At 69.7% G+C, this 15801-nt stretch carries 15 protein-coding genes; 6 read left to right on the forward strand and 9 right to left on the reverse strand.

The genetic code is table 11. From position 1 onward, the window contains the following. Positions 1 to 118: 118 nt before the first annotated feature. A complete protein-coding gene (locus tag ACWEWT_RS10375) occupies positions 119 to 286 on the reverse strand; it encodes a hypothetical protein (protein ID WP_452558016.1) in 168 nt (55 codons plus the stop codon). A 189-nt stretch (positions 287 to 475) separates the two neighbouring features. On the opposite strand from ACWEWT_RS10375, the gene ACWEWT_RS10380 reads away from it, so the two are divergent. After that, on the forward strand, positions 476 to 1060 hold the full coding sequence (locus tag ACWEWT_RS10380) for a TetR/AcrR family transcriptional regulator (protein ID WP_452558017.1): 585 nt from the start codon (positions 476 to 478) through the stop codon (positions 1058 to 1060). A 24-nt stretch (positions 1061 to 1084) separates the two neighbouring features. Here the strand turns inward: ACWEWT_RS10380 and ACWEWT_RS10385 are convergent, their stop codons facing one another. Next, the gene (locus tag ACWEWT_RS10385) at positions 1085 to 2842 is read right to left on the reverse strand and encodes a proline--tRNA ligase (RefSeq protein ID WP_452558018.1); all 1758 of its coding nucleotides are present in this window, start codon (positions 2840 to 2842) and stop codon (positions 1085 to 1087) included. A gap of 180 nt (positions 2843 to 3022) precedes the next feature. Between ACWEWT_RS10385 and yaaA the strand changes: the two genes are divergently transcribed. The 3 genes from yaaA (at position 3023) to ACWEWT_RS10400 (ending at position 6769) form a co-directional block, all read left to right on the forward strand. Continuing rightward, positions 3023 to 3766 (forward strand): peroxide stress protein YaaA, encoded by a 744-nt coding sequence (yaaA, locus tag ACWEWT_RS10390; protein WP_452558019.1) that lies wholly within the window; start codon positions 3023 to 3025, stop codon positions 3764 to 3766. Positions 3767 to 4009: 243 nt separating this feature from the next. Beyond that, entirely contained in the window at positions 4010 to 5281 is a 1272-nt protein-coding gene (gene cobA / locus ACWEWT_RS10395) for a uroporphyrinogen-III C-methyltransferase (RefSeq protein WP_452558020.1), read from the forward strand. A 39-nt stretch (positions 5282 to 5320) separates the two neighbouring features. Beyond that, positions 5321 to 6769, forward strand: a complete 1449-nt coding sequence (locus ACWEWT_RS10400) for an MFS transporter (protein WP_452558021.1) — start codon at positions 5321 to 5323, stop codon at positions 6767 to 6769. A 208-nt stretch (positions 6770 to 6977) separates the two neighbouring features. On the opposite strand, the gene ACWEWT_RS10405 is transcribed toward ACWEWT_RS10400, so the two are convergent. After that, entirely contained in the window at positions 6978 to 7388 is a 411-nt protein-coding gene (locus ACWEWT_RS10405) for a PPOX class F420-dependent oxidoreductase (RefSeq protein ID WP_452558022.1), read from the reverse strand. Positions 7389 to 7427: 39 nt separating this feature from the next. Continuing rightward, positions 7428 to 8063, reverse strand: coding sequence for a DUF305 domain-containing protein (locus tag ACWEWT_RS10410; protein ID WP_452558023.1), 636 nt, complete (start codon positions 8061 to 8063; stop codon positions 7428 to 7430). Positions 8064 to 8363: 300 nt separating this feature from the next. Between ACWEWT_RS10410 and ACWEWT_RS10415 the strand changes: the two genes are divergently transcribed. Together ACWEWT_RS10415 and ACWEWT_RS10420 are read left to right on the forward strand one after the other, a co-directional pair. Continuing rightward, complete coding sequence (locus ACWEWT_RS10415) at positions 8364 to 9497, forward strand: phosphotransferase family protein (protein WP_452558024.1); 1134 nt, start codon at positions 8364 to 8366, stop codon at positions 9495 to 9497. Position 9498: 1 nt separating this feature from the next. Next, positions 9499 to 10629 (forward strand): hypothetical protein, encoded by a 1131-nt coding sequence (locus ACWEWT_RS10420; RefSeq protein WP_452558025.1) that lies wholly within the window; start codon positions 9499 to 9501, stop codon positions 10627 to 10629. Between the two features lie 92 nt (positions 10630 to 10721). On the opposite strand, the gene ACWEWT_RS10425 is transcribed toward ACWEWT_RS10420, so the two are convergent. The 5 genes from ACWEWT_RS10425 to ACWEWT_RS10445 form a co-directional block, all read right to left on the reverse strand. Further along, positions 10722 to 11126, reverse strand: coding sequence for a cobalamin biosynthesis protein (locus ACWEWT_RS10425; RefSeq protein ID WP_452558026.1), 405 nt, complete (start codon positions 11124 to 11126; stop codon positions 10722 to 10724). Continuing rightward, positions 11123 to 12529: a cobyrinate a,c-diamide synthase gene (locus tag ACWEWT_RS10430; RefSeq protein WP_452558027.1), complete on the reverse strand. Its 1407-nt coding sequence runs from the start codon at positions 12527 to 12529 to the stop codon at positions 11123 to 11125. The genes ACWEWT_RS10425 and ACWEWT_RS10430 overlap by 4 nt, the downstream gene beginning before the upstream one ends. A 79-nt stretch (positions 12530 to 12608) precedes the next feature. Further along, positions 12609 to 13223, reverse strand: coding sequence for a cob(I)yrinic acid a,c-diamide adenosyltransferase (gene cobO / locus ACWEWT_RS10435; protein ID WP_452558028.1), 615 nt, complete (start codon positions 13221 to 13223; stop codon positions 12609 to 12611). 55 nt (positions 13224 to 13278) lie between these two features. Beyond that, positions 13279 to 15240 carry a magnesium chelatase subunit D family protein gene (locus tag ACWEWT_RS10440; protein WP_452558101.1) on the reverse strand — a complete coding sequence of 654 codons (1962 nt, stop codon included), beginning with the start codon at positions 15238 to 15240 and terminating at the stop codon, positions 13279 to 13281. Positions 15241 to 15342: 102 nt separating this feature from the next. Next, positions 15343 to 15792 (reverse strand): GNAT family N-acetyltransferase, encoded by a 450-nt coding sequence (locus ACWEWT_RS10445; RefSeq protein ID WP_327150448.1) that lies wholly within the window; start codon positions 15790 to 15792, stop codon positions 15343 to 15345. Positions 15793 to 15801: the final 9 nt, after the last annotated feature.

Below are 15801 nucleotides of genomic sequence, written 5' to 3' on the forward strand. Positions count from 1 at the left end.
GCCGGGCGACCCCGCACGATAGCGGAACCGCTCGCGTGCACGGGCCCCGGCAAAGCTGATGCCACGGCCGATAACGCCGGTCACCGGCCACACACCGGCGCCGCCGGCCGACACCGGATCACCCGGCGATGCGGTCGGGTATCACCCGCTCGGCCACGTCACTGCCGATGCCGCTTTCCTCGTCGGTTTCCCGGCCACCGGGCACCGACCCTGCGGCGACATCATCGAGGTCCCCCGGCCGACCGCATCCCACGCATACCCGGGCGTCCAGCGCACCGGCGGTCACCGCTCCCTCCCGCCGACCCGCGGGCCGCACAACACCGTGCCGTATTCCGTTGCCCGCGTGCACTCCCCACGCGAAATCACGAACCGATCGAAGCAGTCCTCGCATCACGAAACCTCCACTACACAGATCTGTAAAGTCTGTCGTCCTATACGATAGATACACAGACCTGTGAAGGCAAGGGAGGTGTGCATGTCCGGCACCACAGACAGCGGAAAACTGACTCCGGGCGCCCGGCGGATCCTGGAGACCGCCGGCGAACTCTTCTACGCACGCGGTATCCATGCCGTGGGGGTCGATACCATCGCCGCCGAATCCGGCGTCACCAAACGCACGCTGTACGACCGCTTCGGCTCCAAGGACGGTTTACTCGTCACCTATCTCGAAGATCGCGACCGGCGCTGGCGGGGACGTATCGAAACGCATCTGGCCGAGCAGACCGACCCACTGCTCCGGTTGCTGGTGCCCTTCGACGTGCTGCCGGAGTGGCTACCGGGCAACAACAGGGGATGCGGCTTCATCAACGCCTTCGCCGAGCTGCCCGAACCGGATCATCCGGGCCGGCAGGTGATCGTCGCGGAGAAGACCTGGTTACGCGACCTCTTCCGCGAGCTGGCAGCAGCGACGGGAGCCGCCGACCCGGACCTGCTCGCCGTCCAGCTACTCAGCTTGCACGAAGGCGCGATCATCAGCTACTCGATCGCGGGCGAGCGCGACGCCGCAGCCGCGGCGCGGGCAGCCGCGCTCCAGCTCACCGAGCAGGCCGCGCAACGCTGACCCGCTCGGCGAGAAAACGACGGGTCAGCCGCGAACCCGGGCGAGCACAGTATCGACCGCGGAATCGGCGGGCACATCCACGGTCTCCCCGGTGAACCGGTCGCGCAGTTCCACCTTGCCCTCGGCCCAGCCCCGGCCGATCACCAGCACATAGGGCATACCGAGCAGCTCGGCATCCTTGAACTTCACCCCAGGTGACGCGGTGCGGTCGTCGAAGAGAATATCGAGGCCTTGCGCGTTCAGCGCCGAGACCACTTCTTCGGCCCCGGCCCGGGCCGCCTCGTCCTTGTTGGCGATCACCACGTGCACGTCGTACGGGGCGACTTCGGTCGGCCAGCGCAGCCCCTTGTCGTCGTGCTGCTGTTCGGCGATGACGGCGACCATGCGGGAGACGCCGACCCCGTAGGAACCCATCACCAGCCGCACGGGTTTGCCGTTCTCCCCCAGTACATCGACCTCGAACGCGTCGGTGTACTTGTAGCCGAGCTGGAAGATGTGCCCGATCTCGATACCGCGCGCCGAGACCAGCGGGCCACGGCCGTCGGGCGACATATCCCCGTCGCGGACCTGCGCGGCCTCGATGGTGCCGTCCGGAGTGAAATCCCGACCGGCCACCAGGCCGACGACATGTTTGCCCGGCTGGTCCGCGCCGGTGATCCACGAGGTGCCGCCGACGATCCGGGGATCGACCAGGTAGCGGATACCGTTGGCCTGCAGCCCCTTCGGGCCGATATAACCCTTCACCAGGAACGGGTTGGCAGCGAAATCGGCGTCGGTGAGCAGCTCGACCTCGGCGGGCTCGACCGAGGCGCCGAGCCGTTTGTCGTCGACCTCACGGTCGCCGGGTACGCCGATACCGACGATCTCGGTCTTCCCGTCGGGGTGGCGCAGTTTCACCATGACGTTCTTCAAGGTGTCCGCGGCGGTGACCGGGCGGCCGTAGTGTTCGGCGATTCCGGCCCCGTTGGCCCAGTCCACCAGGGTCGCGATGGTCGGGGTATCCGGGGTGTCGTGCACCTGCGCTTCGGGCTTGCCCTCGATGGGCAGCGGTTCGGGTGCCGCGGTGACCACGGCCTCCACATTGGCGGCGTACCCGGACTCCCGGCACACCACGTAGGTGTCCTCGCCGACCGGGCTGTCGGCCAGGAACTCCTCGGAGGCACTACCGCCCATGGCGCCGGAGGTCGCGGCGACGATCACGTACTTCACGCGGAGCCGGTCGAAGATGCGCTGGTAGGCCTCGCGGTGCGCGTTGTAGCTGGCCTTCAGCCCGTCTTCGTCCAGGTCGAAGGAATAGGAATCCTTCATGATGAACTCGCGGCCGCGCAGAATCCCGGCGCGGGGGCGTTCCTCGTCACGGTACTTCGCCTGGATCTGGTACAGGGTGACCGGCAGATCCTTGTAGGAGTTGTACTCGCCCTTCACGGTGAGGGTGAACAGTTCCTCATGGGTGGGGCCGAGCAGATAATCCGCGCCCTTGCGATCCTGCAGGCGGAACAGCGCGTCCCCGTACTCGGTCCAGCGGTTGGTGGCCTCATAGGGCTCGCGCGGCAACAGCGCGGGTAGCGAGATCTCCTGCGCGCCGATGGCGTTCATCTCCTCGCGCACCACCTCCTCCACCTTGTGCAGCACCCGCAGGCCCAGCGGCAGCCACGAGTACACACCCGGCGCGATCCGGCGCACATAGCCGGCGCGCACCAGCAGCTTGTGGCTGGGCACCTCGGCGTCGGCGGGATCGTCGCGCAACGTACGGAGGAACAGTCGGGAGAGGCGGGTGATCACGGTTGCCCAGCGTAGCCCCTGTGCGTTCGCCGGCCACACTCGATTACCGGCGGCGGGCGCACCGCGTCCGCGACCGTCCCGCCGGAACCGCGATATCGCTCCCGCGGGGACCGCGACAGCACTGTCCGTGCGGCCGGGGCAGGCGGGCGCGCCGGACACCGACCGGTACCGTAACCGGTCGTGCTGGTGCTGCTCCCTCCTTCCGAAACGAAATCCGACGGCGGTTCCGGCGGCCCGCTGGATCTGTCGGCGCTGGCGTTCGATTCCCTCACCGAGATCCGCGAACAGCTGGTCGGCGAGCTGGTCATCCTCGCCGGTGATCCGGACGCGTCCCGGTCCGCGCTCGGGCTCGGCAAGAACGCCGACAGCGAACTGGCCCGCAACGCCACGGTCCGCATCTCCCCGACCCGGCCCGCGCTGGAGCGGTACACCGGAGTCCTGTACGACGCACTGGGCGCGGGATCGTTCACCCGGGCACAGCGCGCCAAGGCCGGGGCCCGGATCGCGGTGGGTTCGGCCCTTTTCGGCGCGATCCGCGCCGACGACCCGATCCCGGCCTATCGGCTCTCCGGCGGATCGAAACTGCCCGGCCGCCCCACGCTGGCCGCTGTCTGGCGGGACCACCTGGGTCCCGCCCTGCGCGACGCGGCGGGCGAGGAACTGGTCGTGGACCTGCGCTCGGGGACCTACCAGCAGCTCGGCCGCGTACCGGGCGCCGTCACCGCCACGGTGCTCACCGAGCAGGCCGACGGATCGCGCACGGTGGTCAGCCACTTCAACAAGCATCACAAGGGCCTGCTGGCCCGCGCCCTGGTACTCACCCGGGCCGAACCCACCGATATCCGCGCCGTCGCACGGGTCGCGGACAAGGCCGGACTGCGCGTCGAGATCGCCTCCGACACCGAGCTGGTGGTGCTGACCTGATGGGGCCGGACCTGTCCATGGTCCGCGCACGACCGCAGCGGATACCGGGATAGTCCGAAACGCACGGCCGCGGCGAACGCGCAGGTACGCACGGTCACAGCACACCATCGAGGGTCCCGTCCTTCTTCCCCGAACTTCTCCCGCGCCGGATCCCGCCGCTGCGCTTTCCCGCTGCGACCTGCGCGCGGTTCCGGTACCGGGCGGCTGCGGCGAGCGCCGCGCCGGGCCGTAGGCTCGAGCCTTGTGCCGAACACGTCAGCCGATACCGACAACCTGTCCGCCGGGGACTCCAACTACCTGGTGGGACTCGATCTGAACGAGCGGCGGGTCGTCGTCGTCGGCGGGGGCACAGTCGCACAGCGCCGGTTGGGCCTGCTCATCGCCTCCGGCGCGGTCGTCGAGGTGATCACCCGTGCGGCCACTCCCGCGGTGGAGGCGATGGCCACGGCCGGGCAGATCACCCTCACCCTGCGCGATTACGCCGACGGCGATCTCGACGGCGCCTGGTACGCCATCGCCTGCACCGACGAACCCGAGACCAACGCCGCCGTCGTCGCGGCGGCGACCGATCGCCGGATCTTCTGTGTCCGTGCCGATCACGCGCAGTCCGGGACCGCGGTCACCCCGGCCACCGCCCGGTACGACGGGATGACCCTGGGTGTACTCGCCGGTGGCCGACATCGGCGGTCCGCCGCGGTCCGCACCGCACTGCTCGAGGCGCTGCAATCCGGCGTGGTCACCGACGACGCGTCACCGATGACGCCGGGCGTCGCGCTGGTCGGCGGTGGGCCCGGCGATCCGGATCTCATCACCGTGCGCGGCCGCCGGCTGCTGGCCCGCGCCGATCTGGTGGTCGCCGATCGGCTCGCCCCACCGGAGCTGCTGGCCGAACTCGGACCGGATGTGGAGGTGGTGGACGCCGCCAAGATCCCTTACGGGCGCGCGATGGCGCAGGAGGCGATCAACGAGGCCCTCGTCGCGGGCGCACGGGCGGGCAAGTTCGTGGTGCGGCTCAAGGGCGGCGATCCCTATGTGTTCGGCCGCGGCTACGAGGAACTCGAGGCATGCGTCGACGCCGGTGTGCCGGTGACGGTGGTTCCGGGGGTCACCAGTCCGATCTCGGTTCCGGCCGCCGCCGGTATTCCGGTCACCCACCGCGGAGTCACCCATGAATTCGTGGTGGTGAGCGGCCATATCCCGCCGGACCATCCCGATTCGCTGGTGGACTGGCCGGCACTGGCCCGGCTGCGCGGCACACTGGTCCTGATGATGGCGGTGGAACGGATCGAACAGTTCGCCGCGGTCCTGCGCGCGGGCGGGCGGGCCGCCGATACCCCGGCCACCGTGATCCAGGAGGGGACCCTGCGTGGCCAGCGGGTACTGCGGGCGACCCTCGCCGATGTCGCCGAACGTGTCCGCGCCGAGGGAATCCGGCCGCCCGCTATCGTTGTGATCGGGCCCACGGCCGGGTTCAGCGCCGTGCCGGTAGCGTCCGGCGACGGTCGGTTACAGTGACCCACTGTGCTCGATAACCCCCCAGCTATCCAGTATCCGGTGACGAAACGAGCCTTCGGCCTCGCCATTCTCGTGCTGAGTGGGTTACAGCTGATGGTGGTGCTGGACGGCACCGTCGTGATCCTGGCCCTGCCGAAGTTGCAGGAGGAGATGGGCCTGTCCAGTTCGGGCAGCGCCTGGACCATCACCGCCTACGGGCTCCCGTTCGCCGGTCTGATGCTGCTCGGCGGGCGGATCGGTGATTCGTTCGGACGCCGGCGCATGTTCGTGGTCGGCGTGGGACTGTTCACGCTGGCCTCGATGCTGTGCGGCCTGGCGCAGAGCGAAGAGATGCTCGTCGCCGCACGTGCCTTCCAGGGCACCGGCGCCGCCCTCGCCGCGCCGACCGCGTTCGCACTGGTCGCCAGCACCTTCGCCCCGGGGAAGGTGCGTAACCAGGCTTTCGCGATCTTCGGATCGATGGTCGCTCTCGGCTCGGTGGGCGGACTGGTGATCGGCGGGGCCCTCACCGAGGCCAGCTGGCGGTGGATCTTCCTGATCAATGTGCCGATCGGTGTGCTGATCGTGGTCGGCGCGCTGTTCGCGCTTCGCGATACCGATCATCACCGGCTCACGCTCGATGTGCGCGGCGCCTTCCTCGGCACCCTGGCATGTGCCCTCATCGTCTGGGGTGCCACCGAGGGACCGGAACTCGGCTGGGGCAGCCCACTGGTCTACGGCACCCTGATCGCGGGTGCGGTACTGCTGCCGGTTTTCGTTCTCGCGGAACGTTCGGTGGACAACCCGCTGCTGCCGTGGACGCTGTTCGACAGCCGCGACCGCGTCTCCACCTTCGTGGTGATCCTGCTCGCCAGCGGCATCTTGGGCGCCACCACCTATTTCGCGGGTCTGTTCGTGCAGAACGTGGTCGGTTACAGCCCGCTGGTGGCCGGAGTGTCGTTCATCCCGTTCACCGTCGGCGTCGGCGTGGGTAGTGCGGTGGCCACCCGGCTGGCTCTGCACATCGCGCCCCGGTGGTTGCTGTCCGGCGCGGCGGTGGTGCTCATGGCCGGCCTCGGCTACGGCTCGACACTGGACGCCGATGTGGGTTACTGGTCCACCCTGCTCCCGCTGTTCTCGGTGATCGGTTTCGGAATCGGTATCGCCATGGTGCTCATCCCGCTGTGTGTTCTGGTCGGAGTGCCGCCGGACGAGATCGGCCCGCTCTCGGCGATCGGCCAGATGTTCCTGAACCTGGGCACCCCCATCGCCATCGGCGTGCTCACCCCGCTCGCCGCCTCCCGGACGCTGTCCGAGGGCGGAACCAACAAGAAACCGGCCGAGATGACAGCCGCGGAGATCACCGCACTCGGTGACGGTTACACCCTCGCCCTGCTGGTCGCGGCGATCGGCGGGCTGCTGGTGGGCCTCATCGCCTTGACTCTGCGCTACACCGCGCAGGAAGTCGCCCGTGCCCAGCACGCCCAGGACGAGGCGCAGGCCGCCTGAGAGGTGTTCATCTGCCCCGCCCCTTCGGCGGGGCGGGTGGGGGCTGTGTTCATGGCGGCACCTTCGGCGCCGCGTGGGTGGGGCCCTATCAACCCCGCCGCCCATGCTGACCGTCCGCGAGTAGACAAACGGTGTGGTCCGCATGTCTAAGATCCGGATTAGCAATAGACACGGGTTCGCCTGCCGACCATTCCGATGTGTGGCTCGGTCACAGCCTCCCGGTGATCTTGTTGGGGGTGATCCGCACTGCCACCCGGGGACCGTCGTCCACCGACGCCGGATTGAAGTCGGCGTAGCGCTTACCCGTGTACTTGATCGACATCCGGTCGCCGACCAGCATGTCGGGATCCGGCGTGAGCGTGGCGGTCCCGCGGATCTCGGCGTAGACGTAGGGGTTGTCCGGCGGGATGATCAGCACCGAGATACGCGGATCCCGGGCCAGGTTCTTGCCCTGCACCCGGTCGGTGGTGGTGGAGTAGAGCAATTCGTCCCCGTCCCGGTCGATCCAGGTGACGGTCAGATGCGGATGTCCGTCCCGGCCGATGGTGGCCACCGTGACATACAGCTTGGCATCGTCGATGTACTGCTTGACGGTGTCGGGCAACGAAATAGCGCTCATGTCCTCGACCAACCGCCGCGGCCGGATGTTCATTCCGGCTCAGCCCGGCGGGCTCGCCGCCAGTTGTGCCAGTAGCAGCGCCATCAGCCCGGATTCCTGGGTCTGTTCGGTGATCATCTCCCGGGCCACCTGTTTCACCACCCCGTCGGTGAGCAGCGCGTCGGCCACACGGGCCATGGCGATACCGCCTTCGTGATGGCGCTGCATGAGTTGCAGGAACCGGATCGCGGCGTCGCGACCACGCGCGGCGGCGAGCGTATCGAGTTCGGCCCGGGTGGCCATCCCCGGCATGGCGGTCGCGGCCGGATCGTGCGCGGTGTGGTGATCATGGGTCTGCGCGGGCATCCAGCTCATCGGCTCGGGGCCCGACACCGGCGCGCCGGCCAACCGCAACCAGCCCAGCAGGGTGCCGATCTCGGAGAGCTGGGTGGCTTCGATCTGCCGGGCCAGCCCCTGCACCGCGGGCCCGGCACCGGAATCGAGGCGCTGCACCATCATCAAGGCCTGGTGGTGGTGTGCGGCCATATCCTGGACGAAAGCGATCTCCGTACCGGACAGAATCTCCGGTGGTGCCGGATCGTCGACGAACAGCGGACGGATCGCCGCTCCCAGCACGAGTAACAACCCGGCCGCCACGACGACGGCGATCCCGTTGCGCAGGCGGTTCACGGTCACCTGCCGATCGACCCGTACGAGGCGGCCGCGCCCGGACCGCCGGGACGCCGCCCGCACCGCGTCGTATTCATCCCCGGCCTCCGATACAGCACATCACCCCGGTCACCGAAAGGATTATGGCCGGACCGCCGCGCCCGCGGGCCGATACGCGATGTTCCCGCAGGCCGATGATCCGTCGAATCGGGCCCGGCCCGGACTGAAACACGTTACAGTTCCCGCACGCGGGCGGCCCGACGGCGTGTCACCGAGACGACAGTGGGGCCGGTCTCCGCGCCGAGGCCGGATGGCGTCAGGAGGACGATGATGCCCGACGATGTGAACCCCACCGAACATATGCAGCTCACCACCAGCGAACGCGATCTGGATTCGCTGGCCGGGCAGCTCGCCGAATGGTTGCGACAGCGCGTCCGGGCCGACGATCCACCGGTGATCAGCAATCTGCAACGTCCGCTGGCCGGAGGCCTGTCCAGTGCCTCGGTCCTGTTCGACGCGCGCTGGAAATCCGGGGGCGAACCGGACGAAGGCGCCTTCGTCGCGCGGATGATCCCGGAGGAGGGCGCGTTCCCGGTCTTCGAGAAATACGATCTGGAACTGCAGTACCGCGTCATCGCCGAGATCGCCGCGGCCACCGATGTCCCGGTACCGCGATTGCGCTGGCTGGAGACCGACAGTGCGGCCTGCGGTGCGCCGTTCTTCGTAATGGACCGGGTGCAGGGACGGATCCCGGGCGACAACCCACCCTATGTATTCGCCGGCTGGCTCTACGACGCCACACCCGCGGAACGCGCCGAACTCACCCGCAACACCCTCGATATCCTGGCCCGCATCCACGCCCTGCCCGATCCGGCACAGCGGTTCCCGGAACTCGACGGACCGGGCACCGCGCTCCGCCGCCATCTCGACGCCGATCGCGCCTGGTACGACTGGGCGCTGGCCGCCGACGGCTACGAGATCCCGCTGATCGAGCGCGCTTTCGACTGGCTGGACCGCAACTTCCCCGCCGATCCGGGACCCGATGTGCTGAGCTGGGGCGATGCCCGGCCCGGCAATATCATCTACGACGAGTTCACGCCGATCGCCGTATTGGACTGGGAGATGGCCGCATTGGGGCCGCGTGAACTCGATCTCGCGTGGATGATCTTCCTGCACCGCTTCTTCCAGGACATCGCCACCGGATTCGATTTCCCCGGACTACCCGATTTCCTGCGCCGCGACGAGGTGGTGGCGCATTACGAGAAGGTCAGCGGCCATACCGTCCGGAATCTGGATTTCCACCTCACCTATGCCGCATTGCGGCACGCGATCGTCATGGCCCGGATCAAACGCCGCATGATCCATATGGGCGAGGACACCGCCCCGGCGGAGCGCGACGACTACATCATGCATCGCGCCACCCTGGAGGCCATGCTCGACGGCACCTACGGATGGGACTGAGATGAGCGAAACCACCGCGTACACCCCGGCTACCGCCCCGGGTCCACTCGACGAATACCCGATCCACCAGACGCCGCTGCCGATCGCCCGGGCCGCGTCCAGCGACCGCAACTTCTACGACCGCAGTTATTTCAACGCGCACAACCGCGACGGTGCGCTCATGCTGGTGACCGGGTTCGGGGTGTACCCCAATCTCGGTGTGGTCGACGCCTATGCGGCATTGCGCCGCGGTGACGAGATCACCTCGGTGCGTTTCTCCGACGCCCGCACCGACCGGAGCCTGGATATGGCGGTCGGCGGCTATCGGATCGAGGTCGCGGAACCACTGCGCCGGATCCGGGTGGTGTGCGACCACGAGGACCTCGGGCTCGACCTCACCTGGACCGGTGCCTTCCCGGCCGTCCAGGAACAGCCGCATGTCATGCTGGCCGGTAATCGACCGACCCTCGACGCCTCACGATTCGCCCAGGTCGGCGCCTGGTCGGGCACGATCGCGCTCCACGGCGAGGACATCGCGGTCGATCCGGAGATCTGGACCGGGACCCGGGACCGTTCCTGGGGGATCCGTCCCGTCGGCGAAGCCGAGCCGCCCGGCCGGGCGGCCACCGAGGGATCCGGCGGATTCTGGTGGCTGTACGTACCGCTGCGCTTCGACGATTTCGCGGTGGTGGTGATCATCCAGGAGAACCCGGACGGTTACCGCACCCTCAACGACGCCGTCCGGGTGTTCCCGGACGGTTCGGTCGAACAGCTGGGCTGGCCCCGGATCACCATCGACTACCGGTCCGGGACCCGTCATCCCGAGGCCGCGAGTCTGGAGCTGCGCACGCCCGACGGTAAACCGCTGACCATCGATATCCGTACCGTCACCGGGATACCGCTGCATATCGGCTGCGGTTACGGCGGCGACCCGGACTGGCAGCACGGACAGTGGAAGGGCCGCGACTGGTCCTGGGCCAACAGTTACGACCTGACCGATCCGGCGATCGCCGGCCGGATCCCCTGGGGCGTGACCGACCATATCGCGCACGCCCGCTGCGGAGACGCCGAAGGCTGGGGGCTGTTCGAGCACGCCAGCGTCGGACGGCACGACCCCACCGGTTTCGCGGATCTGCTGTCGGTGGCTCCCTAGCCGTCGAGTACAGCTCGCACGCAGCGGCGGTGCGGGCGGCCGGGGCCGGAACCGGCCGATGCGTAGCGCCGGCAGGAAGGCAGGCGCGCCGGTCAGCGGTACGCGGCGGCCGCGGCGACCACGACGGCCCCGGCAACCTGTCGCGGTACGAGTAGCGGCCCGGTGCCGGACAGCAGCGCCGCGGCTTCGGCCACACCCGGAATGCCCAGCGCCGCGGCCACCCGCGCCGACGGGTTCGGCACCGGGACCCGCGCCATCTGCTCGGCGGAATAGCTGTGCAGCGGTACGCCCAGCACGGCGGCGGCACCCCGGGGCCCCGGCTCGGCAGCCCGGCGGTCCAGGGTCGCGAGGGAGGCGATCCGCTGTCCGGGCAGAGCTTCTGCCAGCGCCGCGAGTATCCGCTCGGTGGACAGATCCGGGCGCAGGCCCAGGCCGACCGCGAGTTCCCTCGAGTACGGCGCGGGGCCGGCTCCGGGCCGTGGGTATCCGCCGGTCACTGTGCGCGCGCGACGGGCGCGGTGCCGTGATGGGCGCGCGCCGCGGCCACGAACCGGCGCACGGCGACCGGGTTCCCGGCCGGATGGGTGTGCAGGTACGACGCGTGCACTCCGTGCACGAGCGCCCCCTCGCGCACCTGCGCGCCTGCGGTACGCCAGCCCCAGGCGGGCGGGGCACCACCGGATTCCACCAGCCGGGTCCGATGGAACTCGTGGCCGCGCACCCTTTCCCCGGTCCGCCACAGCCCGGAATCACCCAGTGCCACCGCTTCCCGGTAACCGAGGGTGAGGCGGGGCCCGAATTCGGCGGTCGCGTCGATCAGGCCCGCCATCGGATGACCGTCCAGCGATCTGGTGAGGTACAGCAGCCCGGCGCATTCGGCGTGGATCGGCAGCCCTGCCCGGGCCCGATCGGCCACGGCGGCGCGCAGTCCGGTGTTGGCCGCCAGCGTACCTGCGTGCTCTTCCGGGAATCCGCCCGGCAGCACCAGACCCGCGGTCTCGGCCGGCAGGGTGTCGTGCAGCGGATCGAAGACCGCGACCCGGGCCCCCGCGGCGCCGAGTAGTTCCCGGTGTTCGGCGTAGCCGAAGGTGAAGGCGGGCCCACCGGCCACCGCGATCACCGGAGCCGGTCCGTCCGGCGGTGGTGCGTCGTCCGCGATCTCCTGTACCGCGTCCCAGCTCGGCCCGGCGGCCGGCGCCGCGGCCAGGGCGGCGACCGCGGCCAGGTCGATATGCCGGGCCGCCAGATCGGTCATCGCGTCCACCGCCTGCCTCGCCGCGTGGCCGTGCTCCACCGCGGGGATCAGACCCAGATGCCGGGACGGGACCTCGAGCTCGGCCAGCCGGGGCAGTGCGCCGAGCACCGGCAGGCCGACCCGGTCGCAGGCGGCGCGCAGCACCTGTTCGTGCCGTTCACTACCCACCCGGTTGAGCACGACCCCGCCCAGTCGGATACCGGCGTCGAAAGTGGCGAACCCGTGTAGCAGCGCGGCCAGGCTCTGGCTGTGGCCGCGCGCGTCCACGACCAGGATCACCGGTAGCCCCAGCAGGTTCGCCACCTGGGCGGTGGAGCCTTCCGCGACGGGATCGACGGACTGTTCGTCGATCCGCCCGTCGAACAGGCCCATCGCGCCTTCCACCACCGCGATATCGCAATCGCGGGCACCGTGGCGGTAGAGCGGGGCGATCCGATCGCGCCCCACCAGCACCGGGTCCAGATTCCGGCCGGGGCGACCGGCGGCGAGGCCGTGATAACCGGGATCGATGTAGTCGGGCCCCACCTTGAACGGGGCGACCCGGCGGCCCGCTCGGCGCAGCGCACCGATGAGCCCGGTCGCGACGGTGGTCTTCCCGCTGCCCGACGCCGGCGCCGCGAGCACTATCCCCGGTGCGACAGTCATCGCGCCGTCTTCCGGCCCGGGCGGTACCGGCGGGCAGCGCACCGGATCCCGGCGGCTTCCGCGGCGGGACCGGCCCACCTCACCATTCGATACCCCGCTGGCCCTTGCGGCCGGCGTCCATGGGGTGCCGCACCTTGGTCATCTCGGTCACCAGATCTGCGGCTTCCACGAGTTCCGGCGGCGCATCCCGGCCGGTGACGACCACATGCTGGTTACCCGGGCGGTTCCGCAGCGTATCGACGACCTCCGCCACATCCACCCACCCCCATTTCAGTGGGTAGGTGAATTCGTCGAGGACATAGAACCGGTGCTCCTCGTCGCGTAGCCGGCGCGCGATCTCCTGCCAGCCGGCCAGCGCCGCCGCCGCGTGATCGGTTTCGGTGCCCTGTTTACGAGTCCACGACCAGCCTTCGCCCATCTTGTGCCACTGCACCGGCCCGCCCGCGCCGGTTTCGTCGTGCAACCGCCCGAGTTCGCGGAAGACCGCTTCCTCGCCGACCTTCCATTTGGCACTTTTGACGAACTGGAAGACCGCCACATCGAAACCCTGGTTCCAGGCACGCAGCGCCATCCCGAAGGCGGCGGTGGACTTACCCTTGCCCGGCCCGGTGTGCACGGCGAGCACCGGCTGATTACGGCGCTGACGGGTGGTCAGGCCGTCGTCGGGTACTTGTTCCGGCATCCCTTTGGGCATGGGATCTCCTCGATCTGTTCGGTTCGGGCTCGCCCGGTGCGATCCGGGCCCGGGTTCAGGCCGCTCGTACGCCGCCGGCGGCACCCGCGCGGACCACCTCGGCCACCGAGGCACCGGTCAATTCGGTGAGCCGCACGACCGTGCCACCCAGGGCGGCCGCCAGGTCGGCGGCCAGGCCCAGCCGGATCATGCCGCGTTCGCAGTCGACCACCACCGAAGTCACACCGTCGCGGGCCAGCAGACCGGCCGCCGCACGGGCGCGCGGCACCGGATCGGTTCCACCGGTGGCCCGGCCGTCGGTGAGCAGGACCAGCATCGGCCGGCGATGCGGGTCGCGGACACGTTCCCGGTACACCAGCTCGCGCGCTGTGCGCAGCCCGGCGGCGAGCGGAGTCTTTCCGCCGGTGCGCAGGCCGGTGAGGCGGCGGACGGCGATATCGATCGAGGATGTCGGAGGCAGGACCAGTTCGGCCTCGCTACCGCGTACCGAGATCACCGCGACCTTGTCGCGCCGCTGATAGGCATCGCGCAGCAGAGTCACCACTGCGCCGGTGACCGCGGACAATCGGTCGCGGGCCGCCATGGACCCCGAGGTGTCGACCACGAACAGCACCAGATTGCCCTCGCGCCCTTCGCGATAGGCGCCGCGCAGATCACCGGGCGCCAGTACCAGCGGACCGGTACGCCGACCGCGGGCCCGCTGATGCGGCGCCGCGGCGCGCAGCGTACCCAGCAGATGCAGGCCGCCGGTGGGCTCCGGGAGGGTGTTCACCACTCGGCCCTGCCGGGTCTGCGCCCGGGACCGCCGACCCGGTGCTCCCTCACCGACCCCCGGCACCTCCCAGCGCGGCGGCCGGACCGGGGTCGCGACCGGGGCCTTCGTCTGCCCCGTACCACCCGGACCGCCGGGATTTCCGGATTTCTCGCCCGGCGCGGTGTCGTCACCGGAGGGGTCGGCGCCACCACCGGGGCCGTCGGGATCGTCGTCGGGATCGCGGGGTCCGTCACCGGATTCCGGTGCCTCGTTCCCACCGGCCGGATCCCGCGGACCGTCTGCCTGCTCGTCCGCGTCGCGCATCGCGTCGTCGAGTTGTTCGGGGGTGATACCGGGTTCGTCGAACGGATCGCGGCGCCGGCGGTGCGGCAGCGCCAGTTCGGCCGCCACCCGTACATCCTCCGCGGTGACGGCGCCGCGCCCGCGCCAGGCGGCATGCGCGGTGGCGGTGCGGGCGACCACCAGGTCCGCGCGCATACCGTCCACGTCGAACGAAGCGCACAGCGCGGCGATCCGGCGCAGTTCCACATCGTCCAGGGCGACCTCGGGGATCCGGTCGCGCGCGGTGAGGATGCGATCGGCGATCTCGGCGTCCGCGGGGGCGTAGGAGGCCGCGAAACCATCGGGGTCGGCCTCGTAGTCCAGGCGGCGCCGGACTACCGCCATCCGGATGTCCACCTCGCGGGAGGCGGTCACGTCCACGGTCAGGCCGAAACGGTCCAGCAGCTGGGGCCGCAGCTCACCTTCCTCCGGGTTCATGGTGCCCACCAGCACGAAACGGGCGGGGTGCGAATGCGAGACCCCGTCGCGTTCGATGTGGACCCGGCCCATGGCCGCGGCATCCAGCAGTACATCGACCAGATGGTCGTGCAGCAGGTTCACCTCGTCCACGTACAGGACACCGTGATGGGCGGCGGCCAGCAACCCCGGCCGGAAGGCCTGTTCTCCGTCACGCAGGACTCGCTCCAGATCGAGCGAGCCGACCACCCGGTCCTCGGTCGCACCGACCGGGAGTTCCACCAGCCGCGCGGGACGGGCGCCCGATTCGTCCACCACCGGTGGTAGCAGCCGGGCCAGCGCCCGGACCACGGTCGATTTGGCGGTCCCCTTCTCACCGCGCACCAGTACACCACCGATTCCGGGATGCACCGCGCACAGGATCAGCGCCAGCTGCAGCTGTTCCTGTCCGACCACCGCGGAGAACGGGAACCCCGCCTCACCACCGTTCGCGGCGGATGCGATCGGTCGGGGTACAGGCCGGGCGATTTCGGTGGAGGACACGGCCCCACTCTAAAACGTGGCCTCGCGCGGTCCGGCCCTCCCCTACCCGGGACGGCCGGGCGGCTAACCCTTGCGCATCGGTACGTGCGCGACACCGTCCTCGATGAACTCCGCACCGTCCACCTCGAAACCGTGTTTGGTGTAGAGGTCGATCAGATAGGTCTGGGCGTTCAGCCGGACCGTATGCGAACCCGTTTCCGCGAGGGCGGCCTGCAGCAGCCGGGTGGTGTATCCGTGCCCGCGTGCCTCCACCGCGGTACACAGCCGACCGATACGGAACGATTTCACACCGTCGTCGTGCTCCTCGAGCAACCGCAGGGTGGCGATGACCTCGCCCTCGTCGTCGAGCCACAGATGCCGGGTCTCCGGCAGCAGATCCTGCCCGTCCAGCTCCGGGTACGCGCACTTCTGCTCGACCACGAACACTTCGACACGCAGCTTCAGCAACTCGTACAGGGTGGGGGTATCGAGATCCTGCGCCCATGACCGGCGGAGTGCAACCGTAGACATCATCGCGCCTTG

The sequence above is a fragment of the Nocardia sp. NPDC003963 genome, from assembly GCF_053605105.1.

Coding starts and splice junctions, on each gene's coding strand:
- cobO (WP_452558028.1), bottom strand. CDS start 13,223: ATGCCCAAAGGGATGCCGGAACAAGTACCCGACGACGGCCTGACCACC.
- ACWEWT_RS10380 (WP_452558017.1), top strand. CDS start 476: ATGTCCGGCACCACAGACAGCGGAAAACTGACTCCGGGCGCCCGGCGG.
- ACWEWT_RS10415 (WP_452558024.1), top strand. CDS start 8,364: ATGATGCCCGACGATGTGAACCCCACCGAACATATGCAGCTCACCACC.
- ACWEWT_RS10405 (WP_452558022.1), bottom strand. CDS start 7,388: ATGAGCGCTATTTCGTTGCCCGACACCGTCAAGCAGTACATCGACGAT.
- ACWEWT_RS10420 (WP_452558025.1), top strand. CDS start 9,499: ATGAGCGAAACCACCGCGTACACCCCGGCTACCGCCCCGGGTCCACTC.
- ACWEWT_RS10430 (WP_452558027.1), bottom strand. CDS start 12,529: ATGACTGTCGCACCGGGGATAGTGCTCGCGGCGCCGGCGTCGGGCAGC.
- ACWEWT_RS10445 (WP_327150448.1), bottom strand. CDS start 15,792: ATGATGTCTACGGTTGCACTCCGCCGGTCATGGGCGCAGGATCTCGAT.